We start from the raw sequence: 24,773 nt of genomic DNA, 5'->3' as shown, positions 1-24,773 counted from the left end.
CACCGAACGGGCCGCCGCACCGTCCGCCACCGCCGGACCGGGCGCCCCGGCGATCACCTCCGAACTGATCTACACCGCGGTACTGCTCACCAGTGAGCTGGTCACCAACGCCGTGATGTACGCCGGCACCGACATCGACGTGACCTGCCGCCTGGAACACGGCCCGCCGCCCGACCCCGAAACGGGGACGGCCGGCGACGGTGTGGCGTGGTCCTGGAGGTCTCCGACCGCCACCCCGCCCGGGCGTGCGCGGCGGGTGGACGCCCGCACGGGAGAGCCGGATACGGCCTCCAGCTGGTCAGCGCGCTGGCGGAGTCCTGGGGCGTCACCTACCGCAGGGCGGTCAAGACGGTCTGGTTCCGGCTGGAGGCCACCGAGGGCGAACCGGTCAGCCCGCCGCCCCAGGAACACCGCGCCGAGCCCCCGCCCCGCCCCACCCACCCGGTGACCGGGCGGCCCCCGCCGCGCACGCCGCCGAATGGGCCGACCGCGGCGGCCCGTCCTTCCTCGCCGAGACCAGCGAGCTGCTGGCCGGCCAGCTCGACCAGGACATGGTCACCGCGCTCGCCGCCCAGCTGCTGGTCCCCGGCTCGCCGACTGGTGTGCCATCTGGCTGAGCACCGAGGGCGGCGGACGGCAGCTGTCCCGCGTCTGGCACGTCGACGAGCGGCGGATCCCGCCCCTCCGCGCCGACCTGGAGCGCGACCCGCCCCGTGAGATGTTCCGCACCGGCGGCACCCCTGGCCCTGGCCGGAACACGCCGGCGCGTCCCCGGCGGGCGGCTCGGCGCTCGCCTTCCCGCTCACCGCCCGCGACACCGAACAGGGCGTCCTGCTGCTCGGCCGGGCCGGACAGCTGCGGATGACCGACACCGTGGTGCGGATGGTCGAGGACGTCGCGCGGCGGGTCGCCCAGGCCGTCCACACGCCCGCCAGTACACCCGGCAGACCACCATCAGCCTGGCCCTCCAGCGCCGCCAGCTGCCCGCCTCACTGGCCAGCATCGAGGGCGTGGACACCGCGATCGTCTACGAGCCGCACGGCGAGGGGCAGACCGTCGGCGGCGACTTCTACGACGTGTTCCCCATGGGCGGCCGCCGCTGGTGCTTTCTGCTCGGCGACGTCCAGGGCAAGGACCCCGAGGCGATGTCCGTCACCGGACTGGCCCGGCACCTCGTCCGGCTGCTGGCCGCGAGGGGCACGGCGTGGAGTCCGTCCTCGGCCGGCTGAACCTCGCCATGGCCGAGGAGACCGCCGAGGCCCTGGAACTGGGCGGCGAGCAGGCCGGTACCCGCTTTCTGAGCCTCCTCTACGGCGAGCTGGAGGTCGACCCCGGCGTGCCCGGAGCCCGCTGTACGGTCGCCAGCGCAGGGCATCCGCCGCCGCTGCACATGTTCGTCGACGGCACCGTCGAGCCGGCCTCCGAACCGCAGATGCTGCTCGGCATCGACGAGGGCACCGAGTACCAGGCCAGCTCCTTCGACCTGCGGCCCGGCGAGACGCTGCTCTGCGTCACCGACGGGGTCACCGAACGCCGGTGCGGCAACTGGCAGTTGGACGACAACGACGGACTGATCCGGGTGCTCCGGGACGGCCTCGGGCTGGGCGCCAAGGCGCTGGCCGAGCACGTACGGCGCGCGGCGCACGACTTCGGCACCGGCCCGGTGGAGGACGATCTGTCGGTGCTGGTCCTCCAGGCGCTGCTGCCGACGGTCGAGCCACGGGCCTGAGGGCGGGGGCGCGGCGGATCCGGACCGGGCGGGCCGTGCCGCCCCGGCTCAGGCCCCGCCGGCCCGGCTGACCAGCAGTTGCCCGCCGCCCGCGACCACCCCTCCGCCGTGCCCGACGACCGGGTCGAACTGCCCGCCGAACGGCCGGTGCCCGGACGCGGCGCCGCCGTCGGCCGGCCGCAGGACCTCGGTGGTCCGCGGCGCCGCCTGGACGGTGCCCGACGCCAGCACGCTGACACCGCCCAGGGCGGCGAGGACGAGGCAACGGCGGAGGTGGGGGCGCATGAGGGCTCCAGTGAGCAGAGGTGACGGGTTGCCCGCCAGCGTGCGGCCCGCCCCGGCCCCGCACAAGCAACCCGCCCGGCGGGCCATCCCTGTGGGTGAACGCCCGGCCGGTGTCCCGGCCGGGACGCGGGTGACGGAACGCGGCACGCAGGTAACCGAACAGAAGGAGGAAATCAGTCTCGTGCTCGCCGGCTAGTGACATACCGCGTGGTATGCCAGCAGAATCACCAGGAAATTACCCTCGCGTAACGGCCGCTGTCTTGGGAGGCCCCTGGTGTACAGCACGATGCAGGACGTACCGCTGCTGATCTCACGGATTCTGACCCACGGATCCACGGTCCACGGTCAGTCCCAGGTGACCACCTGGACGGGCGGCGCACCGCACCGCCGCAGCTTCGCCGAGATCGGCCGCCGGGCCGCCCAGCTGGCCCACGCGCTGCGCGACGAGCTGTCCGTGGCCGACGAGGACCGGGTCGGCACGCTGATGTGGAACAACGCCGAACACATGGAGGCGTACCTCGCCATCCCCTCCATGGGGGCGGTGCTGCACACCCTCAACCTGCGGCTGCCCGCCGAACAGCTGGTGTGGATCATCAACCACGCCGAGGACCGGGTCGTCCTCGTCAACGGCAGCCTGCTGCCACTGCTCGCCCCGCTGCTGCCCCAGCTGGAGACCCTCCGGCACATCGTGGTCGTCGGCCCCGGCGACCGGTCCGTCCTGGACGGCGCGCGGGCCCGGGTGCACGACTACGAGGAACTCATCGCCGACCGCCCGGAGACGTACGACTGGCCGGAGCTCGACGAACGGGACGCCGCGGCCCTCTGTTACACCTCCGGCACCACCGGCGACCCCAAGGGCGTGCTCTACAGCCACCGTTCGCTCTACCTGCACTCGCTGCAGGTCAACAGCGCGGAGGCGTTCGCGCTCTCGACACGCGACATCACGCTGCCCGTCGTGCCGATGTTCCACGTCAACGCCTGGGGCCTGCCGCACGCCGCCTTCATGGCCGGCGCCTCGCTGCTGATGCCGGACCGCTTCCTGCAGCCCGCCCCGCTCGCCGAGATGATCGAGACCGTACGGCCCACCATCGGCGCCGCGGTCCCCACCATCTGGCAGGGCCTGCTCGCCGAACTGGACGCGACCAAGCGGGACGTTTCCTGTCTGCGGACCGTCGTCATCGGCGGCTCCGCCTGCCCGCCCGCCCTGATGCGCGGTTCGAGGAACGGCACGGCATCCGTGTCGTGCACGCCTGGGGCATGACCGAGACCTCGCCGCTGGGCTCCGTCTCGCACCCGCCGGCCGGGGTGAGCGGCGAGGCGGAGTGGGACTACCGCGCCACGCAGGGCCGCTTCGCCGCCTCCGTCGAGGCCCGGCTGATCGGCCCGGACGGCGCGCAGCTGCCGCACGACGGCGCCGCGGCCGGCGAGCTGGAGGTCCGCGGCCCGTGGATCGCCGGTGCCTACTACGGCGGCGCCCAGGGCGAACCGCTGCGCCCCGACGACAAGTTCAGCCCCGACGGCTGGCTGCGCACCGGAGACGTCGGCACCATCACCCCGGACGGCTATCTGACCCTGACCGACCGCGCCAAGGACGTCATCAAATCCGGCGGCGAGTGGATCTCCTCGGTCGAGCTGGAGAACCACCTGATGGCGCACCCGGACGTCACGGAGGCCGCGGTGGTCGCCGTACCGGACGACAAGTGGGGCGAGCGGCCGCTGGCGACCGTCGTCCTGAACGAGGGCGCGACCATCGGCTACGAGGACCTCAAGGCGTTCCTCGGCGAGCGGATCGCCCGCTGGCAGCTGCCGGAGCGCTGGGCGGTGATCCCGGTGGTGCCCAAGACCAGCGTGGGCAAGTTCGACAAGAAGGTGCTGCGGCGGCAGTACGCGGACGGCGAGCTGGACGTGACGCTGCTGGCCTGAACCGGCCCCAACCGGGCGCCCGTCCCACGGGCGCCCGGTACCGCCCGGTACCGCCTGGCCAGCCGCTACGACCGGTAGCGGAAGACGATCCGGCCGCGGGTGAGGTCGTACGGGCTGAGCTCCACGAGCACCCGGTCCTGCGGCAGGATTTTGATGTAGTTCTTCCGTATCTTCCCGCTGATGTGCGCGAGGACCGTGTGCCCGCTCTGGAGCTCCACCGTGAAGGTGGCGTTGCGCAGGCAGTCGACGACGGTGCCCTCGACTTCGATTCCCTTGGCTGTTTTCGTCATGTTCTCTCACTTCTCTGTCGGCGGCCGTGCGGACGGTGGGGAAACGCCTCACGCCGGCCCCGGTCCGGCCGGGCGGTGAGGTGGCGGAGCGTCAGCGGCACACCAACTCCAGGTTGCTGCTGGCGCGCCGGGCGCCGATGCCGTCGAACAGCGCCGTCGCCGCCCCGTTGGATTCGTTCACCTCGGCCGCTGCCCTTTCGATCCCGGTGCGGTGCAGCGAGCCCAGCACGTGGGCCAGCAGCGCCCGGGCGGTACCGCGGCGGCGCCAGCCGGCCCGGACCGCGATCAGCCCGATCCGCGGCAGCCGGGTCACCGGCGCGAGCCTGAGCAGGCCCACGTACTGATCGGACGCCGCTGCCACCGCGTACTTCGACGGGTCCACGACGGTGACCCCGTGCGGGCGGGGCAGCACCTCGGCGGGCATCGCCTGCCACCCGACGGTGGCCTCGATCTCCTCGCGAAGGGCACGGTCCAGCGCGCGCAGCGGGCCTTCCGCCGCCTCGCCGGCGGGCACGATCGTCACGCCCGACGGCGGCCGCACCGCGTCGAGCCCCGTGACCCGCGGGTCGGTGGGCACGAAGTACTCCCACTCGCGGCGTCGGATGGTGAAACCGACCCGCTCCCAACGGGACTTCGCCTCGCGGTCGGCCTCGTCGACCAGCGTGTACAGCGGCCTGGGCAGGTCGGCCAGCATCGCCTCGACGAGTTGGCCGAAGGCCGCGCCGTGCCACGCGTCGATGCTGACGAAGATCCGCCCGTCGGGCCGGCGCGCAACGTCACCGCAGCCGACCACGTGAGTGCCGGCCAGAGCGTGCCATTCCTGCTCCGCGACCCGCGTGATCACTACCGGGCGCTCGTCCGTGCCCGCAGGGAAATGCGCAGTATTCATAGGTGTCTGCCTTTCAGGAGGGCCTTGCGTACAGGCACCCCCGGCGACACCTACGTCAGTCGCCCGACCATGAAGGAAAGGGGGGAGCGCCCATGGGACACAGCGTTCACGGGTCTCACCTCCTGGTCAGAACTTCACGGCCGCCTGCAGACTACCAACCGCGGCCGTCTCGCCCAAGGCATTTTTTTCCGCGGGTACCTCCCGCGGAGATCCCTCGATCCGCAACCCGGCCACGCGACCGTAACTCCGGGCGGGCCGCCCCTAGTTCGTACCGATCTTCGCCAGCAGATCGACGATCCGGGACTGCACCTCGGCACTCGTCGAACGCTCCGCCAGGAACAGCACCGTCTCACCGGCCGCCAGCCGCGGCAGCTGCGCCGGATCCATGTCGGCGGAGGTGTAGACGACCAGCGGGGTGTGGTCGAGCAGCCCGTTCGCGCGCAGCCAGTCGACGATGCCGGCCCGCCGGCGCCGCACCTGCATCAGGTCCATCACGACGAGGTTCGGGTGCATCTGCGTCGCCAGGGTCACCGCGTCGGTGTCCGCGCCGGCCCGCGCGACCTGCATCCCGCGCCGCTCCAGCGACGTGATCAGCGCCCCGGCGATGGTGTCGTTCTGCTCGATGAGCAGCACCCGCGACGGGTGGTTCTCGCTGTCCCGCGGCGCCAGCGCCTTGAGCAGCACCGCCGGGTCCGCCCCGTAGGCGGCGTCCCGGGTCGCCTGCCCCAGACCGGCCGTCACCAGCACCGGCACCTGGGCCGCGCCCGCCGCCTGGCGCAGCGACTGCAGCGCGGTACGGGTGATCGGCCCGGTCAGCGGGTCGACGAAGAGCGCCGCGGGGTACGCCGCGATCTGCGCGTCGACCTCCTCACGGGAGTTGACGATCACCGGGCGGTAGCCGCGGTCACTGAGCGCCTGCTGGGTGGCGACGTCCGGCGCCGGCCAGACCAGCAGCCGGCGCGGATTGTCCAGCGGCTCCGGCGGCAACTCGTCGTCCATCGGCATCGGCTGACGGTCCATCACCTCTATGGCGCCGTTCGGCCCGTCCAGCGGCTCGGGACCCTCGCTGCCCTCGTCGGGAGCCGAGATCGCGAAGGCCCGCCCCTCGCTGGCGTCCATCAGAAGCGGCTGTGCCTGCGCCGCGGGCGCCGGACCGGGCTGACCGGCCGCCGGCGCACGGTCCTGCGGCGCGGCCGGCTGCGGACCCGGACGCGGCCCGGCCCGTCCGGTACGGACCCGGCGGCCGCCGCGCGCTCACCGTCCTGCGGCGGCGCGGCGAGCTTACGGCGCCGGCCCGAACCCGCGGACGTACCGCCGGGCGGGGTGCTGCCGGGCGGCAACGGCCGCTGCTGCCCGGCGATCTGCTGGGCGAACGGCACGCCCTGCCCGAGCGTACGCACGCTGAAGGCCCGGCCCTGGGCCGCCGCCTCGTCCTCGGAGCCCGGCGGGAGCGGCTGACGGTGCGGCTGACCGGCCGGCCCGCCCTGCGCGGGTACCGGCGCCGCGGGCGTCCCCTCGGCGGGGCTGGGGCGGCCCCGACGGCGGCCGGTCGGGGCGGGCGGCGCCTCGGGCCCGGCGGGCGCGTCCCCGCCCGGCACCGGCGCGATGCCGGGCGCCGGACCGGTCCCGGCCCCGGTCGCACTCGCCGGCCCGGCCGGCTCCGCGGAACCGTCGGACCCGGCGGGCTGGGCCACCAGCCCCTCCGGCCCGGCCACGAACGTCCCGGACGACTCGGAGTCGGCCATCGCGGCCGCCGCACGCTCCTCGGCGGCCGCCCGGCGGGCCAGGCGCCGGCCGGTCGGCTCGTCGTCCCACGTCTCTTGTGCCTCAGGGGAGTTGGCGGCCCCCGCGGCGGCCTCCAGGGCGTACCCGGGCGGTCCGGCGGGCGCCGCGGCCTCCGGACCGCCGGCGACCGGCCGACGCGCCCGGCGCCGGCCCGTACCGCCGGCCTCCTGCGGCCCGGCGGCCTGCGCGGGCACCTGATCGGCGACCGCGGGCAGCGCGGGCAGCCCCGACGGGGCCGGCTGCGGGGTCCGGTCCGCCGCGGCCGGCGGCAGCGCGAACGCCGTCCGCTGACCGGTCTGCTGCGCGGCACCGGTGGCGGCGGGCGCCCGGTCCCGCTCGCCCTGCGCGGCGCGCTCCGGCGCCTCGGCCAGCGCCCGGCGGGCCCGCCGGCCGGCCGGCTGGACGGGGCCCAGACCCTGCGGCTGGGCGGGCGCGGGGGCCTGGCCCGGAATCTGCGGACGGGCGGGAACGGGGCCGGTCGACGGCCCGGACGCGGCGCCCGGCCCGGTGGCGGTCCCGGCCCGGTCCGGTCCGGCGGTCGGCGCCTGCCCCGGCTGCTGACCGGCGGACGGGTCCGCACCCGAGGGCAGCGCGGGCAGCCCGGCGCCCTCCGTGCCGCCCTGCCGGGCCCGCCGACGACCCGTAGGAGGCACGGCCTCGGCCCCCGCCATACCCGGCGGCAGCCCCGGGCCCTCGCCCTCGGCAGCCGCCGCGCCCGGCTCGCCCTCGGGCGCGCCCTGCTCCCCACCGGGGCGACGGGCCCGCCGACGACCGGTCGGCTGCGCGCCACCGGCCTGCGCCGGCACCGCCGCACCCTGCTCCCCACCGGCACCGAGGGACTCACCGGCCCCATCGGTACCGCCGTCACCCGCCGCGGGCCCCTGGCCCGTTCCGTCCTTGCGCGCCGCGTCGCCCTGCGTACCCCGGGCCCGCGCGGTCGGGACCGGCATCACCGTCGTCTCGTTGCCGACCGGCACCTCCGCCGACCCGGCCTCCGCGGCACCGTCCGCCGACTCCGCGTCGTCCGCGCCGTCGATCCCCACCGGCAGCTCCAGCACATAGGCGCTGCCGCCCGCACCGGGCCCGCTGCCCGGCACCTCATGGGTCTGCAGCAGCCCGCCGTGCTGCCGCACGATCCCGCGGACCAGCGGCTCGTGCACCGGGTCACCGCCGCCGAACGGCCCGCGCACCTCGATCCGTACGACCTCGCCGCGCTTGGCCGCCGCCACCACGATCGTCGAGTCCCCGGGGATCGCGGTACGCCCGCCGGTCCCCGGCGCGCCGTCCCCGGCCGGCATCCGCCCCGTCGAATCCACGCCCGCGACATCCGCGATCAGGTGCGACAGCGCCTGCGCGATCCGCTCCGCGTCCACCACCGCCTCTATCGGCGGGGCGTGCACCGCGAACTGCGCCCGGCCCGGCCCGATCAGCTCGATCGCGCCCTCCACGCCCGCGGCGACCACACCGTCCAGCGACACCTTCGCGCGGTTCAGCTTCTCCTTGCCGGCGTCCAGCCGCTGGTAGCTCAGGACGTTGTCCACCAGCGTCGTCATCCGGGCGTGGCCGGCCGCGAGGTGGTGCAGGATCTGGTTCGCCTCCGGCCACAGCTGGCCGGCCGGATCGGACGCCAGCGTGCCGAGCTCGCCCTTCAGCTCCTCCAGCGGACCGCGCAGCGCCTGCTCCAGTACGGCCAGCAGCTGGGCGTGCCGCGCCGCCAGCGCGTCGAGGGCCCGCCGGTCGGTGAAGGTCATCACCGCGCCGACCAGCTGATCGCCGTCCCGCACCGGCGCCGTGGTCAGGTCCACGGCCACCGCACGCCCGTCCTTCGCCCACAGCACCTGCCCGCGGACCCGGTGCTTGCGCCCCGACTTGAGCGTGTCGGCCAGCGGTGTGTCCTCCCAGGGCAGCGCCGACCCGTCGGTCCGCGAGTGATGGATGAGCGGGTGCAGTTCCTTCCCGCCCAGCTCACTCGCCCGGAACCCGAGGATCTGCGCCGCGGACGGGTTGACCAGGACGACCTTGCCCTCGGAATCGACCCCGACCACACCCTCGGCCGCGGCCCGCAGGATCATCTCGGTCTGCCGCTGCTGGCGGGCCAGCTCGGCCTCGGTGTCCAGCGTGCCGCTCAGGTCCCGCACGACGAGCATCAGCAGCTCGTCACCGGTGTAGCCGTTGCGGTGATCGGCGTAGGCGGCCTCGAAGGCGGACTCGTACGGGGTCCGGCCGTCCTCGAGGTTTGCGCTGGTCACCTCGACCAGCAGCTCGGTGCCGTCCGTCCGCCGCGCGACCATCCGCGTCGGCTTCGTCCGCTGCCCCGCGACCTCCTCGTCCCGGCGCCGCATCGAGCCCGGGATCCGCTTGGAGTCGAAGTCCGGCAGCAGGTCCAGCAGACCGCGCCCGACCAGGGCCGTGCCCGGCGCCTCGAAGGTCTCCAGCGCGATGGTGTTGGCGTTGACGACCGTGCCGTTGCAGTTGACGAGCAACAGCGCGTCGGGGAGGGCGTCGAGTATGGCTGCGAGGCGAGCAGCGCCTCGGGATGGCCTGCTGCTCACGAGACGCTTCCCTCCTGTTACCGCACCGTGCCGGGCCCGCCGCGGCGGACCGTCGGGATGGAGTCTACGGGCACTCGCGCGCGACGCGGAGGCGGATGACGGGGAGGTTATGCCGCGGCGCCGTGCGACTCGCCGCACGCCCGACATGTGCCCCTCGTCCTGACCTGGGACGCTACTGCGGCACGAAACGGGTCACGAACTCGTCGCGGGGAGCAGAGGTTCGAAGCGGCTCCAGCGTTCGATCTCACACCCGTTGGTGCGTCGGAAGTCCGCGTTGACGGGCCGTCCCGCCCACGTCCCGCTCACGTGCGCGGTCGCCGGACCGCCGTAGATCATCGTGCACTGCGCGTGCTGCGGCACCGGCGCGAACGGGTCCTTCCCCCACCGCGTCATGGAGTCGAGCTTGGCGCACGCCCGCCGCACATGGTGGTGCGTCCCGTGCGCGGGGTGGCAATACAGCTCGAAGGTCCCGTCCGTATGCGCCGACCCGGACCGGTGGACGGTAACGGTGAGGTGATCCTGGGGCGCCCCCTGGGGCACCCGCCGGGACGCCCCTTGGGGCACCCGTCGTGACGTCGGGGCGACGTGGTGCGCGCCGTGCCGGGAGGGATAGGGGTGGCCAGCTGCCCCCGCTGCGTATCCCGCCCGATCAGCAGATCCGGCCCGACGACCGTCTGCCGGCCACCGGCACCCCCACCCCCGTGGCTGCCGCCCTGATGGTCAATCCCGTTCGGGGCGTGGTGGCCCGCGCCCGTCACGCCGTCGCCGGCCCGGTAGTGGGGGAGCGGGATCGGTGCGGCCGACGCTGCCGGCGCCACCAGGGCCAGCACGGCGGTGGCTGCGGTGACGGCGGTGGCAGCGGCGGCGAAGGGGGACGACGTCCGGCGGTGCGACATCACAGGCTCCAGAGAGGCGAGTGCGGGGCGGTACGCGGTACGTACACGCCGGGGGCGCACGACACGGAGGTCGCCACGGCCCCACACTCCTAACGCGCCGCCGCCCCCGACGTTGCGCCGCAGGAACGTCTTTGCCGGGTGGCCCGCGCGCCTAGTACCGTAGGGGGCGATTGGTGACAGCCCTCGGAGCTGTGCCATCATCGACTCACACCACAGCGCGCCTGCGCGCGTGGGGTGCGTGGAGGCGTCGCCTAGTCCGGTCTATGGCGCCGCACTGCTAATGCGGTTTCGGGCTTACCCCCGATCGAGGGTTCAAATCCCTCCGCCTCCGCTCTGCACCGTTCAGGCCCCGGTCATCCCGACCGGGGCCTGAACGCTTTCCGGCGCATGGCATGCATGGCGAGGGCTTCGCGGGGCGGCCCCCCCGGAATGTCTTGCGATCTCCCCCGATGATCTCCCCCGATGATCTCCGTCGGTGATCTCCCCCTGATCTTCCCGACCCTCCCCTTGGGTTGTTCTTCGTGGCCCCCGTCACACCCACCGCCGGGCTCAGCCCGTCCATTCCGCGCGACCCCACCCCGAAGAGGGCTCCCCCCGCCCGAACTTCGCTCAGATCATCGACCGCCGACCCCGCCGCGGATCACCCCCACCCCCGACCGCAAACACATTTCCGCAGGTCAAAGGGGGTGAGGGGAATGGATTTCGCCTGACGCCGCAGGTCATGTAATGTTGTTCCCGCAACGCCGACCGGCAAGAAAAACCGCCGGAAAGCCAAGCGCTCGTAGCTTAACGGATAGAGCATCTGACTACGGATCAGAAGGTTGCAGGTTCGAATCCTGCCGAGCGCACAGCAGGTCAAAGCCCCCGCCGGGTAATCCGGACGGGGGCTTTGTCGTGCTGTACGGCAGCGTAGACATCCATGGTGATCTCGATCGCCGAGTGCCGCGGGATCCGCTGTGCGGCCTTCGGTGGTGAAGATCGGCTCCTCGCCGTTGCCCGCTCGGTAGGGTGCGGCCGGGAGGGGAGCGATGACGGGGCACGACTGGAGTGACGACGACACTGACTACGCATCAGCGGTCGGCCGGACGTGGATCGTCGTGGTGATCTCCTTGCTTTGCGTGTTGTTCGTGGTCGGTGCTGCCGTCGCCCTTGGCCTGGGGCTCTTCGGGTTGAGTGGCATGCTCTCGCTGATCAGTGATTGACCCACGCAGCGCAGGAGCGGAACGCAGCAACCGTCGTGGCCTGAAGCGGCGACCGGTGACCCTGGCAGGCAGGTAGATCAGGCCGAACGACCTCGGCAACCTTGCCGCCGGTAGTTCACGACGAGGTGGTCGTAGGGTAGTTCGCCGTGCTCAGCCGGGCGAGGGCCGGAAGGAAGGCGTGCCTGTCGGTCACTGTGGCGATGCTCCGCACGGCTGCAGGGTGGAGCCAGGCGGAACGGGTGTGGTGGTCGGTGGTGGGAAAGGATTAGGCGTGGGGGCCGGAGTCGCGTAGTGTTCGGGGAACCGACGCGGGGTGGAGCAGCTCGGTAGCTCGCTGGGCTCATAACCCAGAGGTCGCAGGTTCAAATCCTGTCCCCGCTACTGACGCCGCAGGGCCGTGGATCTTCATCCACGGCCCTGCGGCTTTTTTGCGTTCCAGGGGTTCCAGGGACATCGCGTTCGCGCGGTGTCAGGGGTGGTGGGGCGGGGGTGGGGTTGTGTAGTGGGCGTAGGGGCCCGCGGGGGTGGGGGTGAGGTGGGGGTGGAGGAGGAGGTCGTCGTCGTAGTCGCCGGTGTTCTGGTGGCGGAAGGCGAGGGGGTCGGTGGTGGGGAGGGCACGGAGGCGCTCCCGTAGGCGGGTGGCGGCGGTTGCGTAGGCGGTGGGGGTGGTGCGGTCCGCGCTGGGGATCAGGAGGGGCGGGAGGACCGACATGCCGGTGTACCAGAGGGTGCCGTGCTGCAGGGGGAAGAGGAGATCGTTGAGTTCACCGTTGACGCCGCGCGGGCCGAGGGTGGCGGCGCGGCCGCCGGCGGTGGTGATCACCATGGCGCGTTTGCCGGTGAGCTGGCCGTCGCCGTAGCGCAGCGGGCGGCCGGTCTCCGGGTCGGTGTGGCCGAAGGCGAAGCCCCTGATGAAGACGCGGTCGAACCAGCCCTTGAGGATGGCGGGCATGCCGTACCACCAGAGGGGGAACTGGACGATCACGGTGTCCGCCCAGGTGACCTTGGACTGTTCCTCGGTGATGTCCGGGCTCAAGTGGCCGTGGGTGTAGGCGTGTTCGGAGGCCGGGCCGACGTGGAGGCGGTCGGTGGGGTCGTGGCCGTAGTCGGGGGCGTCGACCACCGGGTTCCACTTCATGGCGTACAGGTCGGAGACGCGGTACTCGTGGCCGTGGGCTTCGAGCGTGCGCAGGCCCTCGTCCTTGAGGGCGCCGCTCAGTGAGCGCGGGTCGGGGTGGGCGAACAGCCAGAGGATCTTCATGGCACCCACTGTCCGGGCGGGCGGGCGTACGGACGAGTGGCCGGATGGCCATACAGTGCAAGGATCGGGCCATGGGGAAGGGGAATGGTGTGGGGAATGGTGGGAGGAACGGTGGGGGGCCCGGTATGGGGAAGGTCATGGGGGCCGGGGCCGGGGCCGGGGCCGGGGCTGGGGTAGCCGTGGGGGGTGAGGGGGTGCGGCGGCATCGGGTGGCGGTGCTGGTGCGGGACGGGATGCTGCCGATCGAGGTGGGCATCGTGCACCGGATCTTCGGCGAGGCCCGATCGGCGGACGGGGAGCCGCTGTACGAGCTGGTGACCTGTGCGCTGGAGCCGGGCGAGGTGCGGACGGACACGGATTTCACGGTGTGCGTGGCGCACGGGCCGGAGGCGCTCGCCGAGGCGGACACCGTGGTCGTGCCGGCCTCCGGGGCGGATTACGACCGGGCGAAGAGCACGGCCGGGCGGCTGAGCACGGAACTGGCCGAGGCGCTGGGGCGGATCCGGCCCGGGACGCGGATCGCGTCGATCTGTACGGGCGCGTTCGTGCTGGCGGCGGCAGGGCTGCTGGACGGGCGGCGGGCGACCACGCACTGGCGGTCGGTGGACGACTTCCGGCGACTGTTCCCGCACGTCGAACTGGACGCGGACGTGCTGTACACGGATGAGGGGGACGTGCTGACGGCGGCGGGGGTCGCGTCGGGCATCGACCTGTGTCTGCACATGGTGCGGTGCGATCACGGCGCTGCCGTCGCCAATGACGTGGCCCGGAGGACCGTCGTACCGCCGCACCGGGAGGGCGGCCAGGCGCAGTACATCCGGCGGCCGATGCCGGAGGCGCAGGTGTCCTCGACGGGCCGGGCGCGGGCCTGGGCGCTGGAACACCTGGACCGGCCGGTGACGCTGCGGGAGCTCGCGGCGTGCGAGGCGATGAGCGTACGGACCTTCACCCGGCGGTTCCGGGAGGAGGCGGGGATCTCGCCGTTGCAGTGGCTGACCCAGCAACGGATCGAGCGGGCACGGCAGTTGCTGGAGGAGACGGAGCTGACGGTGGACCGGATCGCGGCGGAGGCCGGCTTCGGGACGGCGGCGTCGCTGCGGCAGCATCTGCAGTCGGCTCTGGGGGTTTCGCCGCGGACGTATCGGAGCACGTTCCGGGGGCCGGGGGTGGGGGCGGGGGCGACGCCGGGGCCTGGGCTGGGGGCGGCAATGGCACCGGGGGCGTAGGAGCCGGGTGCTCGTGTGTGGGCCGGGCGTTGTCAGTGGGGGGTCGTACGCTGGCGATGTGTGGTGGCGATGTACGGGACCGCGCTGGTCAGGCGGTGGTTCGGGGGTACGGACGGGGCCAAGGCCGGGGCCGGGAGCGGGGTTCGGGCCGGGGTCGGTGTCTGGTGCGCTGACGGACTCCGGTGCGCCGAGGGGAGCTGACGGGCTGAGGGAGGCCGGTGGGCCGGCGGGTGGTGGTTCGGCGCCTCCGGCGGGGCGCGGGGCGGAGGGGGCGTCGGCGGGGTTCGGGCAGCGGCTGGGCTGGTATTGCGCCGAGCGGGACGAGGAGCGGGAGAGTCTGCTCCCCGCGGGCAAGATGCTGGCCTTCGCGGCGCAGGGGGAGCGGCGTTGCCTGGGCGTGCGGCGGGCCGGCCGCTGGCTGGTGTGCCCGTATGCGGCGGTGCTGGACGGGGAGAGCGCCAAGGACCAGTGCGCGCGGTGCGCCCAGTTGGACCGTTCGCGGTCGGTGGCCGCAGACACCATGGCCGATGACCCGCGTCCGTACGCCGTCTACCTCGCGTACTTCGGGCCCGGTCTGCTCAAGGTGGGGATCACGGCCGCCGAGCGGGGACCGGCGCGGTTGGTGGAGCAGGGCGCGGTGGCGTACGCATGGCTGGGCCGCGGTCCGCTGATGGCGGCGCGGCGGGCGGAGGCGCTGCTGGGGAGCGCCCTGGCGATCCCGGACCGCTTCACGAAGGCGGCGAAGCGGGCGGCGCGGGGGGTGCTGCCGGCGGTGCCGGAGCGGTGCGCCGCATTGGCTCAACTCCACGCGAGAGCAAGGGCGTTGGGTGGCTGGCCGGAGACGCTTGAGCCGGTGGAGTTCGCGTGCACGGACCATACGGAGCTGTTCGGGCTCGACCGGGTACCGGCCGATGCGGCGGTGTTGGGCGGGCTGACGGCGGGGGCGGAGATCGTGGGGGAGGTGTTGGCCGGGGCCGGGTCGGATGTGTATGTGCGGCTGGTGGGAGGAGTCGAGGGGGAGGCGGGGGAGGCTGCTGAGGGGCGGCGTCGGCGTTCCGGTGCGGGGCAGGGGGCGGGGGCCGGCGGGCCGTGGCCGGTGGTGGTGATGGATGCGCGGTTGCTGTCGGGGTGGGTGTTGGGGGCGGCCGCGGGGCGGGTGACGACCGTGCCGGTGTTGCCGGCCCGTACGGCGGGACCGGGCGGGCCGGAGCGGGGAGGGGAGCGGGGAGTTGAGCAGGAAGGGCTGTTCTGAGGCGCGCCGGGGGCTTTGAGGGGGAGGCGGAACGGGTGCTTTGAGGGTGAGGTGCGACGGGTTCTTCGACAGGGAGGCGGGACGGGTCCTCCGTGGGGGAGGGCGCGCCGGGCTGTTCGAGGGTGAGGCGGAGCGGGTGCTTCGTGGGTGAGGCGCGCCGGGCTGTTCGCGTCTGAGGTGCAACGAGCTCTTCGAGGGGATTCTGCTGAGGTGGAGGCGCCTGCGAGGCTGGGTGGCCGGCGGTCGCCGGTGTGGCGGATGGACTGAGGAGGGGCCGGGGTGGCGGACGGGGACGAGCGGGTGGCGGCGTTCTGGCGGGAGCTGGGGCTGCCGGGGCTGATCGACGTCCATACGCACTTCATGCCGGAGCGCGTGATGGCGAAGGTCTGGGCGTATTTCGACGCGGCCGGGCCGTTGGTGGGCCGGGAGTGGCCGATCGTGTACCGCTTCGAGGAGGACCAGCGGCTGGCGGTGCTGCGCGGCTTCGGCGTGCGGGCGTTCACCTCGATGATCTATCCGCACAAGCCGGGAATGGCGCAGTGGCTGAACGGCTGGGCGGCCGACTTCGCGGCCCGTACGCCCGATTGCCTGCGGACCGCGACGTTCTTCCCCGAGGACGGCGCGGAGGCGTACGTACGGGCCGAACTCGCCGGCGGGGTACGCGTCTTCAAGGCACATGTGCAGGTAGGGGCGTACGACCCGGCAGGTGCGGAGCTGGATGCGGTGTGGGGGGCCGTCGCGGAGGCGGGGGTGCCGGTGGTCGTGCACTGCGGGTCGGGGCCCACGCCGGGCAAGCACACCGGTCCGGAGCCGATCGCGCGGGTGCTGGCGCGGCATCCCCGGCTCCGGCTGATCATCGCGCACCTGGGGATGCCGGAGTACGCCGACTTCCTGGAGCTGGCCGAACGGTATCCCGGGGTGCACCTCGATACGACGATGGCCTTCACTGACTTCGCGGAACGCACCGCACCGTTCCCGCGGGCCGAGCGCGCCCGGCTGGCGGACCTCGGTGAACGGGTGCTGTTCGGCAGCGACTTCCCCAACATCCCCTACGGGTACGCCCATGCGCTGGAGGCGCTGGCCCGGTTGGGGATGGGGGAGGAGTGGCTGCGCGGGGTCTGTTACGGGAATGCGGCGCGGTTGTTCGGGGTGGGGGACGGGGCCGGGGGCGGAGCTGGGGGGGGGGCGAGGACGGGGGCGAGGTGTAGTTGGGGCTGTCGCTGTCGCTGTCGCTGTGGCTGTGGCTGTGGCTGTGGCTGTGGTTCTGGTTGAGGCGGAGGCGGAGACGGAGGCTGGAGTGGCGACCGGGGTGGAGGCCGCGGTGGCGACCGCGGTGGCGACCGGGGTGGAGACGGCGGCAGGGGGCGTGGTGGAGCGGTCTGCTGGCGGTGTGTCAGGTGCCCCAGGGCGCTAGCGGGCTGTCGGTGATCCCGTGGCGGCGGTGGCCAGGTGGGTCAGGGCCGCGGCCAGGTCGGTGAGGGTGGCCTCGTCCGAGACGCGTTCCGCCGTGGCGTCGATCTTGGGGCCGATGGCGGGGATTTCGCGGCAGGCGGCCGTGATGACCTCGCCGGTCATCATGCGCAGGGTCTCCCGGAGCTGGGCGTTGGCGTGATCGCCGCCGGTGGGGAAGGGGACGCGGTGATGACCGCGACCGGCTTGTGGACCACCTCACCGCTGCTGACCAGCCAGTCGAGCGCGTTCTTGAGGACGCCGGGGACCCCGTGCGCGTACTCGGGGCTGACGACGAGCAGGGCGTCGGCGGACGCCACTGCGGTGCGCAGGGCGGCGACGGCGGCGGGGGGCGTGGCGTCCTCGCCGTCCAGGTCGGGGTTGAAGTGAGGGAGCGCGCCGATGTCTGCGGTGGTGGCGGGGCCGTCCCACAGGGTGAGGGCGGAGTTCAGCACCGCGCCGTTGGAGGAGCGGGCGCGCAGACTGCCGGAGAGGGCGACGAGGCTCAGAGCTTCGCCCGGCAGAGCTTCGCCCGGCAGTGCTTCGCCCACCAGCGCGTCATCCGGCAGCGCGTCATCCGGCCGGGAGTCGGCCGGCTGGGAGTCGGCCGGTCGGGAGCCGTCCGAAAGGGAGTCGCCCGAAAGGGAGTCGTCCGGACGGGAGTTAGGGGGCAGGGCGTCGTGGGGCGGGGCGTCGTGGGTCATGGGGGGACGGTACGCCGGGCGGTCGGGGGCGGCTGGGTGAGGTCCCGTGAAGGGGTAAAAGTGCTGGTCAGGGCGATTGTCAGTGGGGGGTGCCATGCTTGGGGCAGTGGTGATCGGCCTGGACCGCGCGGGGGGCGGCCCAGGCCGGTCACGGACCCGATCATGGGCCCGATTACGGACCCGATCGGACCAGGTCATGGGCCCGATTACGGACCCGGTCATGGGTCCCGGTCGTGACCCAGCCCGGGCCGTGACCCGGCCGCGGGCTGCGTCCGGGATTCTCAGGAGATTCACAGGAAGGAGCAAGGGAGCTCTCACGAGCGGGGGTCAGGCTCACCGGCATGACCGTGACTTCGTCGTCCTCAGCGGCTCTTCATGCTGCGTCAGTTCCGGTTTCGTCGGTTCCGGCGGGCTCGGCGAGAAGAGCGCCCGGGAAGCAGCCGGAGCTGTTGCGGCCGGACGGCAGCCCGGTGCGAGTGCTGGTGGTTGACGACGAGTCCTCGCTCGCCGACTTGCTGTCGCTCGCGCTGCGGTACGAGGGCTGGGACATCCGTGCCGAAGGGGACGGCGCGGGGGCGCTGCGCTCCGCCCGTAGCTGGCGGCCGGATGCGGTGCTGCTGGACGTCATGCTGCCGGACATGGACGGGCTGACGCTGCTCGGACGACTGCGGCGCGAACTGCCGGACGTGCCGGTGCTGTTCCTGACGGCCAAGGATGCGGTCGAGGACCGGATCGCCGGGCTGACGGCCGGCGGGGACGACTACGTCACCAAGCCGTTCAGCCTGGAGGAGGTCGTGGCGAGGCTGCGGGGCCTGCTGCGCCGGGCCGGGGCGGCGGCCGCCCGGAGCGAGTCGCGGCTGACGGTGGGCGATCTGGTACTGGACGAGGACAGTCATGAGGTGTGGCGGGACGGGCAGGAAATCCACCTGACGGCCACGGAGTTCGAGCTGCTGCGGTATCTGATGCGCAATCCGCGGCGGGTGCTGAGCAAGACCCAGATCCTCGACCGGGTCTGGAGCTATGACTTCGGCGGCCAGGCCAATGTCGTGGAGCTGTACATCTCGTACCTGCGGCGGAAGATCGATGCCGGGCGGGCGCCGATGATCCATACGCGGCGGGGTGCGGGCTATCTGATCAAGCCGGCTGGGTAGCGGAGCGGTGCCCGATCCCGTGCTTGCGCCGCTGCCCGGTCACGGTCACGGTCACGGTCCTGACCCCGGTCACGGTCCTGGTCCCGGTCACGGTCCCGATCCTGACCCCGGTCCCGGTCCTGGTCACGCTCCCGGCCCTGATCCGGATGCCGAGAGGGCACCCGATTCGGGACCCGCAGCTTCGCCCGTTTCGGGCGTGGGGGCCGTGCCCGCGTCCGCGTCCGCGTCTGTTTCGGGTTACGGGGCCGTGCCCGCGTCCGCGTCTGTTCCGGGTGGCGGGTCCGTGCCCGGGCCCGTAACCGAAGGTGCACCCTCGCCTGCGTCCGTGCCTGAGTCCATGTCCGCGTCTGCGCCTGTGTCCGTGCCCGTGCCTGCGTCCGCATCCGTGCCCGTGCCCGCGTCCGAGTCCGTGTCCGGGCGCAGGTGGTCAGGGCGGGCGCTGGTGGGGCGGCGGTGGACGTTGCGGACGCGGCTGGTGGTGTCGGCGGTGGCCCTGATTGCCGTTGTGGGGGCGGTGATCGGGGTCGTCACCACCATCGCGTTGCACTCGTACCTCCAGGGGCAGTTGGACAAGCGGCTGAGGGATACCGTCGTACGGGCGGAGATGCCGCGGCCGCACGATCCGATGCGGAACGAACCCCTCGACTTCGTCGCTATGGGGGGTCAGCCCCCGGGCACGGTGGGCGCGCGGGTCGGGCCGGACGGGGCCCTTGACGTAGGGGCGCGGCTGAACAAGTCGACCAGCCGGGAGCCCTTGGAGCGGCTGGCGTGGCTGACCGCTGGGCAGGTCGCGGCGCTGGACGGCGTACCGAGGGACGGCCGTCCGCACACCGCCGAGCTGCCCGGGCTCGGCGACTACCGCGTGCAGTCCGCGAGGGACGGCTCACTGGTGGCCGGGCTGCCGCTCGGCGAGGTCGAGGACACGGTCGGCCGGCTGGTGCTCATCGAGACGTGTGTGACGGTCGCCGGGCTGGTCGCGGCGGGGATGGCCGGGGCGAGCATGGTGGGGATCGCGCTGCGGCCGCTGCGCCGGGTCGCCGCCACCGCCACCCGGGTGTCCGAACTGCCGCTGCATCAGGGCGAGGTGGCGCTGCACGTCCGCGTACCGGCTGCCGAGGCGGATGCCCGGACCGAGGTGGGCCAGGTCGGGGCGGCGCTGAACCGGATGCTGGGACACGTGGGCTCGGCGCTGTCGGTGCGTCAGGAGAGCGAGATGCGGGTGCGGCGGTTCGTCGCCGACGCCAGCCATGAGCTGCGGACGCCGCTGGCGTCGATCCGGGGGTACGCCGAGCTGACCCGGCGCGGGGACGAGCGGCCCGGGCCGGTGACCCGGCACGCCCTGGGGCGGATCGAGTCGGAGGCGGAGCGGATGACGGGGCTGGTGGAGGACCTGTTGCTGCTCGCACGGCTCGATTCGGGGCGCCCGCTCTCGTACGAGCGCACTGATCTCTCGCCGCTGGTGGTGGACGCGGTGAGCGATGCCCGGGCGGCCGGGCCCGGGCACCGGTGGCGGTTGGAACTGCCGGACGAACCGGCGTGGGTCCACGGGGACGGCGGGCGGCTGCACCAGGTCCTGGTGAACCTGCTGGCCAACGCCCGGACGCACACACCGGACGGGACGACGGTGACGGCTCGGGTGGTGCCGGCGGTTGGAGTCCCGGAAGTCGCAGTCCCGGAAGTTGGGTTCCCGGCGGTTGGAGTCCCAATGCCGCAGGGGCAGGGCGTACAGGGGCAGACCGCACAGGGGCAGACCGCACACGGTCAGGCCGTACAAGGGAAGTCATCACAGGGTCAGGCCCTGCACGGGCGCGTCCAACAGGGCAGGGCCCCACAGCCCGCCGTCCGCCTCCAGGTGGAGGACGACGGGCCCGGCATTCCGGCGGACCTCCTGCCGCGGGTGTTCGAGCGGTTCGCGCGCGGGGACGCCTCCCGTTCGCGGGCGGCCGGCAGCACCGGGCTCGGGCTCGCGATCGTGCAGGCCGTGGTTGCCGCGCACGACGGTACGGTCGGCGTCGAGAGCGCGCCGGGGCGAACCGTCTTCACGGTGACCCTGCCGGCTTCACGGTGACCGTGCGGCCTTCACGGTGACCGTGCGGCCTTCACGGTGACCTGCCGCCTTCACGGTGACCCGGTCGTCTCCACCGTGACCCTGCCGGCGGGGTCCCCCGCCCCCCCGGCCCTGACCGTGCCCCACCGCCTTGACCGCACCCCGGGCTCCCTGACCGCACCCCGGGCCTCCGGCCCACGGCTCAGGAAGCTCACCGCTCGACTCACTGCCCGGCTCACAGCTGAGCCACAGGCTCACCACACAGCCATGACAGGGCGGTTGGCGAGGGTCGGGTGCATGACGACGACACAGCCGCCCGACACACCGCTGGGCTCCCTGCCACCTCGCGAGCATCTGTGCCTCGACCAGACCGCGACCGTGCTGGATGTGGTCATCCCCGTCTACAACGAGGAGGCGGACCTGGAGCGCTGCGTCCGGCGCCTGCACGAGCACCTCGCGCGGACCTTCCCGTACGGGTTCCGGATCACCATCGCGGACAACGCGAGCACCGACCGTACGCCCGAGGTCGCCGCACGGCTCGATGACGCGATCGACGAGGTCACGGCCGTACGGCTGGAGCAGAAGGGGCGCGGGCGGGCGCTGCGCACCGTGTGGTCGCTCTCCGAGGCGCCGGTGCTGGCCTATATGGACGTCGATCTGTCGACGGACCTCAATGCCCTGTTGCCGTTGGTGGCGCCGTTGATCTCGGGGCACTCGGATCTGGCGATCGGCTCGCGGCTCAGCCGGAGCGCGCGGGTCGTTCGCGGACCGAAGCGGGAGTTCATCTCGCGAACGTACAACCTCATCCTGCGGGGTTCGCTCGCCGCCCGCTTCTCCGATGCGCAGTGCGGGTTCAAGGCCATACGGGGCGATGTCGCGGAGCGGCTGCTTCCGATGGTCGAGGACACCGGGTGGTTCTTCGACACCGAGATGCTGGTGCTCGCGGAGCGGGCCGGGCTGCGCATCCATGAGGTGCCGGTGGACTGGGTCGACGACCCGAACAGCACCGTGCACATCGTGCGCACGGCCACCGACGACCTGAAGGGCGTCTGGCGGGTGGGACGGGCGCTGGCGACCGGTGCGCTGCCGCTGGACCGGCTGGCCCGCCCGTTCGGGGACGATCCGCGGGACCGGGAGCTGCCCGGTGTGCCGGGCGGGCTGGCCCGTCAGCTCGTCGGCTTCTGTGTCGTCGGCGGGCTCAGCACCTTGCTGTACCTCGGTCTCTACTCCCTCTTCCGGCTCGGCACCGGTGCCCAACTGGCCAATGCCGGCGCACTGTTGTTGTCGGCGATGGCCAATACGGCGGCCAACCGGAGGCTCACCTTCGGGGTACGGGGGCGGGACCGGGCGGTCCGCCATCAGGCCCAGGGCCTGGTGGTCTTCGCCATCGGCCTGGTCCTGACCAGCGGGTCCCTGGCCGCACTGGACGCGGCCAGCGGGCCGGCCTCGCACGGCACCGAACTGGCGGTGCTGGTGGCCGCCAACCTGGCGGCGACCGTGCTGCGTTTCCTGCTCTTCCGCGCCTGGGTGTTCCCGGACCGCGAGCGCCGGGACGTCGTCGAGGACGTCCACGTGGGCGCCCACGAAGGCGTCCACGAGGGCGTCCACGAGGGCGCCCCACCGCGCGACCAGAACCACGACTTCTTCAGGAGCACCCGATGAACCCGCGTCCGCATCCGCATCCGCATCCGCATCCGCATCCGGACCCGTACCCCCCTGGCACCGCCTCCCGGGAGCGCTGGGCGCGACCCGCGCTGGTGGCGTTGCTGCTGGTCACGGCCGTGCTCTACCTCTGGAGCCTGTCCGCCTCCGGCTACGCCAACCAGTTCTACTCGGCCGCCGTACAGGCCGGCAGCGAGAGCTGGAAGGCGTTCTTCTTCGGCTCGTCCGACGCCGCGAACTCGATCACCGTCGACAAGCCGCCGGCCGCGCTCTGGCCGATGGCGCTGTCCGTACGCCTCTTCGGCCTCAGCTCGTGGGCGATCCTGGTGCCCGAGGCGCTGATGGGCGTGGCGACCGTCGGGGTGCTCTACGCGGCCGTACGGCGGCGGTTCGGGGCGGGTGCGGGACTGCTCGCCGGCGGGGCGCTGGCGGTGACGCCGGTGGCGGCGCTGATGTTCCGGTTCAACAACCCGGATGCACTGCTGTGCCTGTTGATGGTGTGCGCGGTCGCGGCCGTTCTGCGGGCCCTTGCGGACGGCCGGACGAAGTGGCTGGTGCTGGCCGGGCTCTGCTTCGGCGCCGGGTTCCTCACCAAGACGCTCCAGGCGTGGCTGATCCTGCCGGCGCTCGCCGTGGTCTACGCGTGCTGTGCGCCGGTGGGCCTGCGCAAGCGGTTCGGGCAACTGCTGCTCGCCGGGCTGGCGATCGTGGTGTCCGGCGGCTGGTGGGTGGCGATCGTCGAGCTCATGCCGGCGTCCTCGCGGCCGTACATCGGCGGCTCGCAGACCAACAGTTTCCTGGAGCTGACCTTCGGCTACAACGGCTTCGGGCGGATCAGCGGCAACGAGACCGGCAGCGTCGGCGGGGGCGGACACGGTCCGGGCGGGGGCGGTCCGGGCGGGGGCGGCGGCTGGGGCGAGACCGGCATCACCCGGCTGTTCTCGTCCGACATGGGCGGGCAGATCTCCTGGCTGCTGCCGGCCGCGCTGATCCTGCTGGTGGTGGCGGTGGGGCTGCTGTGGCGGGCCCGACGTACGGACGCCGCCGCCGTACCTGCTGCCGCCGAACAGGCCGGGGGCGGTCAGGCCGTCACCGTGACCTCTCCGGCCGTCACCGTGCCCTCTCCGGCCGGTCTCGCCGCCGAACAGGCCGGTCAGCGGGCCGAGTTCCTGGTGTGGGGCGGCGCGCTGCTGATGACCTTCACGACGTTCAGCTTCATGTCCGGGATCTTTCACCAGTACTACAACATCGCGCTGGCCCCGTACATCGCGGCGCTGGTCGGTATGGGCGCGGCCCTGCTGTGGCGGCGCGGTGGGCGGCTGGCGTCGATCGTGCTGGCGCTGACGGTCGCGGTGACCGCGGTCTGGTCGTACGTCCTGCTGGACCGCTCGCCCGACTGGCTGCCGTGGCTGCGCTGGACGGTTCTGGTGCTCGGGGCGCTGGCGGCGGTGGGGCTCGTGCTGGGGGCACGGAAGACGGCGGCGGCGGACCGGCAGGACGTGGTGGCGGACCGGCAGGAGGCGGCGGCGGACCGGCAGGACGTGGTGGGGGACCCGCAGGAGGTGGCGGGGAACCGGCAGGAAGTGGTGGGAGCCCAGCAGGAAGCGGCGGGGGCCCGGGTCCCGGTCGCCCGGTGGTTCGGTGTCGTCGCCGCGGGGCTCGGGGTGGTCACGGCGCTGGCCGGACCGGTCGCGTACACGCTCGACACCGTCAACACGCCCAAGGGCGGGTCGATCATCACGGCCGGGCCTTCGGTGCGCGGCGGTATGGGCGGGCCGGGCGGCGGCTTCCCCGGAGGCCGACACCGCATGTGGCGCGGCAACAACGGTGCGATGCCGGGCGGCGGCGGCATGCAGGCCGGGGCCCACGGAGCGCCTGGAGCCTTCCCCGGGGCCCCTGGTGCCGCTGGCGCTCCCGGCAACGCTGTCGGTCGCCTCCCGGGCATGCCGGGAGCGAAGGGTGCGGGTGCCGGTATGGGCCGTGTGCGCGGTGGCATGGGGGGCCTGCTCAACGGCAGCAAGGTGAGCGCCCGGGCCAAGGCCCTGGTGGAGAAGAACGCCGGCGATTACACCTGGGCCGCCGCGGCCATCGGCTCGCAGAACGCCGCCAGCTACCAGCTGGCCACCCAGAAGCCGGTGATGTCGATCGGTGGCTTCAACGGCAGCGACCCGTCGCCGACCCTGGCGCAGTTCAAGAAGTACGTCGCGGAAGGGAAGATCCACTACTTCATCGCGGGCGGCCGGGACGGCTTCGGCGCCGGGGGCCCCGGTGGCCCCGGTGGCCGGGAGTGGCCCGGTGGATTCGGCGGCCGTGGTGGCCGCGGTGGTCCGGGCGGCGGACAGGGCCACTCGTCCAAGATCAGCTCCTGGATCGAGCAGACCTTCAAGAAGGTCACGGTCGGCAGCGCCACCTTCTACGACCTGACGAAGCGCGCCTGAGCGGCGAGCTTCTGCCCAGTGGCGAAGAGGGC

19 protein-coding genes, 3 tRNA genes and 1 pseudogene are annotated in these 24,773 nt (G+C 73.2%); 14 read left to right on the top strand and 9 right to left on the bottom strand.

Annotation, left to right across the window (positions count from 1 at the left end):
• Window positions 1–1,010: 1,010 nt before the first annotated feature.
• Window positions 1,011–1,229, top strand: a complete 219-nt coding sequence (locus OJ254_RS08215) for a SpoIIE family protein phosphatase (protein WP_265361813.1) — start codon at window positions 1,011–1,013, stop codon at window positions 1,227–1,229.
• Window positions 1,205–1,729 (top strand): PP2C family protein-serine/threonine phosphatase, encoded by a 525-nt coding sequence (locus OJ254_RS08210; RefSeq protein ID WP_265361812.1) that lies wholly within the window; start codon window positions 1,205–1,207, stop codon window positions 1,727–1,729. The genes OJ254_RS08215 and OJ254_RS08210 overlap by 25 nt, the downstream gene beginning before the upstream one ends.
• A 48-nt stretch (window positions 1,730–1,777) precedes the next feature.
• Here the strand turns inward: OJ254_RS08210 and OJ254_RS08205 are convergent, their stop codons facing one another.
• The gene (locus OJ254_RS08205; RefSeq protein ID WP_265361811.1) at window positions 1,778–2,014 is read right to left on the bottom strand and encodes a hypothetical protein; all 237 of its coding nucleotides are present in this window, start codon (window positions 2,012–2,014) and stop codon (window positions 1,778–1,780) included.
• A 274-nt stretch (window positions 2,015–2,288) separates the two neighbouring features.
• On the opposite strand from OJ254_RS08205, the pseudogene OJ254_RS08200 reads away from it, so the two are divergent.
• Window positions 2,289–3,937, top strand: a pseudogene (locus tag OJ254_RS08200) (long-chain fatty acid--CoA ligase).
• Window positions 3,938–4,002: 65 nt separating this feature from the next.
• On the opposite strand, the gene infA reads toward OJ254_RS08200, so the two are convergent.
• From infA to OJ254_RS08180, 5 genes are all read right to left on the bottom strand, one after another.
• Window positions 4,003–4,227: a translation initiation factor IF-1 gene (gene infA, locus OJ254_RS08195; RefSeq protein WP_265361810.1), complete on the bottom strand. Its 225-nt coding sequence runs from the start codon at window positions 4,225–4,227 to the stop codon at window positions 4,003–4,005.
• A gap of 91 nt (window positions 4,228–4,318) precedes the next feature.
• Complete coding sequence (locus OJ254_RS08190; protein ID WP_265361809.1) at window positions 4,319–5,116, bottom strand: GNAT family N-acetyltransferase; 798 nt, start codon at window positions 5,114–5,116, stop codon at window positions 4,319–4,321.
• Between the two features lie 261 nt (window positions 5,117–5,377).
• Window positions 5,378–6,235 (bottom strand): response regulator, encoded by an 858-nt coding sequence (locus tag OJ254_RS31500; RefSeq protein ID WP_423835862.1) that lies wholly within the window; start codon window positions 6,233–6,235, stop codon window positions 5,378–5,380.
• Window positions 6,235–9,453 carry a PAS domain-containing protein gene (locus tag OJ254_RS08185; protein ID WP_423835861.1) on the bottom strand — a complete coding sequence of 1,073 codons (3,219 nt, stop codon included), beginning with the start codon at window positions 9,451–9,453 and terminating at the stop codon, window positions 6,235–6,237. Before OJ254_RS08185 ends, OJ254_RS31500 begins: the two co-directional genes overlap by 1 nt.
• A gap of 192 nt (window positions 9,454–9,645) precedes the next feature.
• The gene (locus OJ254_RS08180) at window positions 9,646–10,017 is read right to left on the bottom strand and encodes an SSI family serine proteinase inhibitor (RefSeq protein WP_423835860.1); all 372 of its coding nucleotides are present in this window, start codon (window positions 10,015–10,017) and stop codon (window positions 9,646–9,648) included.
• Window positions 10,018–10,589: 572 nt separating this feature from the next.
• Here OJ254_RS08180 and OJ254_RS08175 point away from each other — a divergent pair.
• The 4 genes from OJ254_RS08175 to OJ254_RS08160 all read left to right on the top strand — a co-directional run bounded on the left by OJ254_RS08175 (window position 10,590) and on the right by OJ254_RS08160 (window position 11,932).
• A tRNA-Ser gene (locus OJ254_RS08175) sits at window positions 10,590–10,680 on the top strand.
• A 444-nt stretch (window positions 10,681–11,124) separates the two neighbouring features.
• Window positions 11,125–11,197: transfer RNA gene (locus tag OJ254_RS08170), tRNA-Arg, on the top strand.
• 180 nt (window positions 11,198–11,377) lie between these two features.
• Window positions 11,378–11,551, top strand: coding sequence for a hypothetical protein (locus OJ254_RS08165; protein WP_265361808.1), 174 nt, complete (start codon window positions 11,378–11,380; stop codon window positions 11,549–11,551).
• A 307-nt stretch (window positions 11,552–11,858) separates the two neighbouring features.
• Window positions 11,859–11,932 (top strand) — tRNA-Met (locus OJ254_RS08160).
• Between the two features lie 88 nt (window positions 11,933–12,020).
• Here the strand turns inward: OJ254_RS08160 and OJ254_RS08155 are convergent.
• Window positions 12,021–12,812, bottom strand: a complete 792-nt coding sequence (locus OJ254_RS08155; RefSeq protein WP_265361807.1) for an NAD(P)H-dependent oxidoreductase — start codon at window positions 12,810–12,812, stop codon at window positions 12,021–12,023.
• A 233-nt stretch (window positions 12,813–13,045) separates the two neighbouring features.
• Here OJ254_RS08155 and OJ254_RS08150 point away from each other — a divergent pair, with 233 nt between their 5' ends.
• The 3 genes from OJ254_RS08150 (at window position 13,046) to OJ254_RS08140 (ending at window position 16,562) form a co-directional block, all read left to right on the top strand.
• The gene (locus tag OJ254_RS08150; RefSeq protein ID WP_423836004.1) at window positions 13,046–14,038 is read left to right on the top strand and encodes a GlxA family transcriptional regulator; all 993 of its coding nucleotides are present in this window, start codon (window positions 13,046–13,048) and stop codon (window positions 14,036–14,038) included.
• Between the two features lie 157 nt (window positions 14,039–14,195).
• Window positions 14,196–15,290, top strand: coding sequence for a DUF2797 domain-containing protein (locus OJ254_RS08145; protein WP_265361806.1), 1,095 nt, complete (start codon window positions 14,196–14,198; stop codon window positions 15,288–15,290).
• A gap of 279 nt (window positions 15,291–15,569) precedes the next feature.
• Window positions 15,570–16,562 (top strand): amidohydrolase family protein, encoded by a 993-nt coding sequence (locus OJ254_RS08140; protein WP_265361805.1) that lies wholly within the window; start codon window positions 15,570–15,572, stop codon window positions 16,560–16,562.
• Between the two features lie 138 nt (window positions 16,563–16,700).
• Here the strand turns inward: OJ254_RS08140 and OJ254_RS08135 are convergent, their stop codons facing one another.
• Both OJ254_RS08135 and OJ254_RS08130 read right to left on the bottom strand, forming a co-directional pair.
• The gene (locus OJ254_RS08135) at window positions 16,701–16,868 is read right to left on the bottom strand and encodes a hypothetical protein (RefSeq protein ID WP_265361804.1); all 168 of its coding nucleotides are present in this window, start codon (window positions 16,866–16,868) and stop codon (window positions 16,701–16,703) included.
• Window positions 16,865–17,443: an NADPH-dependent FMN reductase gene (locus OJ254_RS08130; protein WP_265361803.1), complete on the bottom strand. Its 579-nt coding sequence runs from the start codon at window positions 17,441–17,443 to the stop codon at window positions 16,865–16,867. Before OJ254_RS08130 ends, OJ254_RS08135 begins: the two co-directional genes overlap by 4 nt.
• Window positions 17,444–17,892: 449 nt before the next feature.
• Between OJ254_RS08130 and OJ254_RS08125 the strand changes: the two genes are divergently transcribed.
• From OJ254_RS08125 to OJ254_RS08110, 4 genes are all read left to right on the top strand, one after another.
• Window positions 17,893–18,594, top strand: a complete 702-nt coding sequence (locus OJ254_RS08125) for a response regulator transcription factor (RefSeq protein WP_279350124.1) — start codon at window positions 17,893–17,895, stop codon at window positions 18,592–18,594.
• Window positions 18,595–18,931: 337 nt separating this feature from the next.
• Window positions 18,932–20,662, top strand: coding sequence for a sensor histidine kinase (locus OJ254_RS08120; RefSeq protein ID WP_423835859.1), 1,731 nt, complete (start codon window positions 18,932–18,934; stop codon window positions 20,660–20,662).
• 276 nt (window positions 20,663–20,938) lie between these two features.
• On the top strand, window positions 20,939–22,303 hold the full coding sequence (locus tag OJ254_RS08115; protein ID WP_265361802.1) for a bifunctional glycosyltransferase family 2/GtrA family protein: 1,365 nt from the start codon (window positions 20,939–20,941) through the stop codon (window positions 22,301–22,303).
• Window positions 22,300–24,741, top strand: coding sequence for an ArnT family glycosyltransferase (locus OJ254_RS08110; RefSeq protein WP_265361801.1), 2,442 nt, complete (start codon window positions 22,300–22,302; stop codon window positions 24,739–24,741). Before OJ254_RS08115 ends, OJ254_RS08110 begins: the two co-directional genes overlap by 4 nt.
• Window positions 24,742–24,773: the final 32 nt, after the last annotated feature.

This window comes from Streptomyces endophytica (assembly GCF_026153355.1).
Taxonomy (GTDB): domain Bacteria; phylum Actinomycetota; class Actinomycetes; order Streptomycetales; family Streptomycetaceae; genus Streptomyces; species Streptomyces endophytica.
This window is presented reverse-complemented; position numbering and strand designations above follow the sequence as displayed.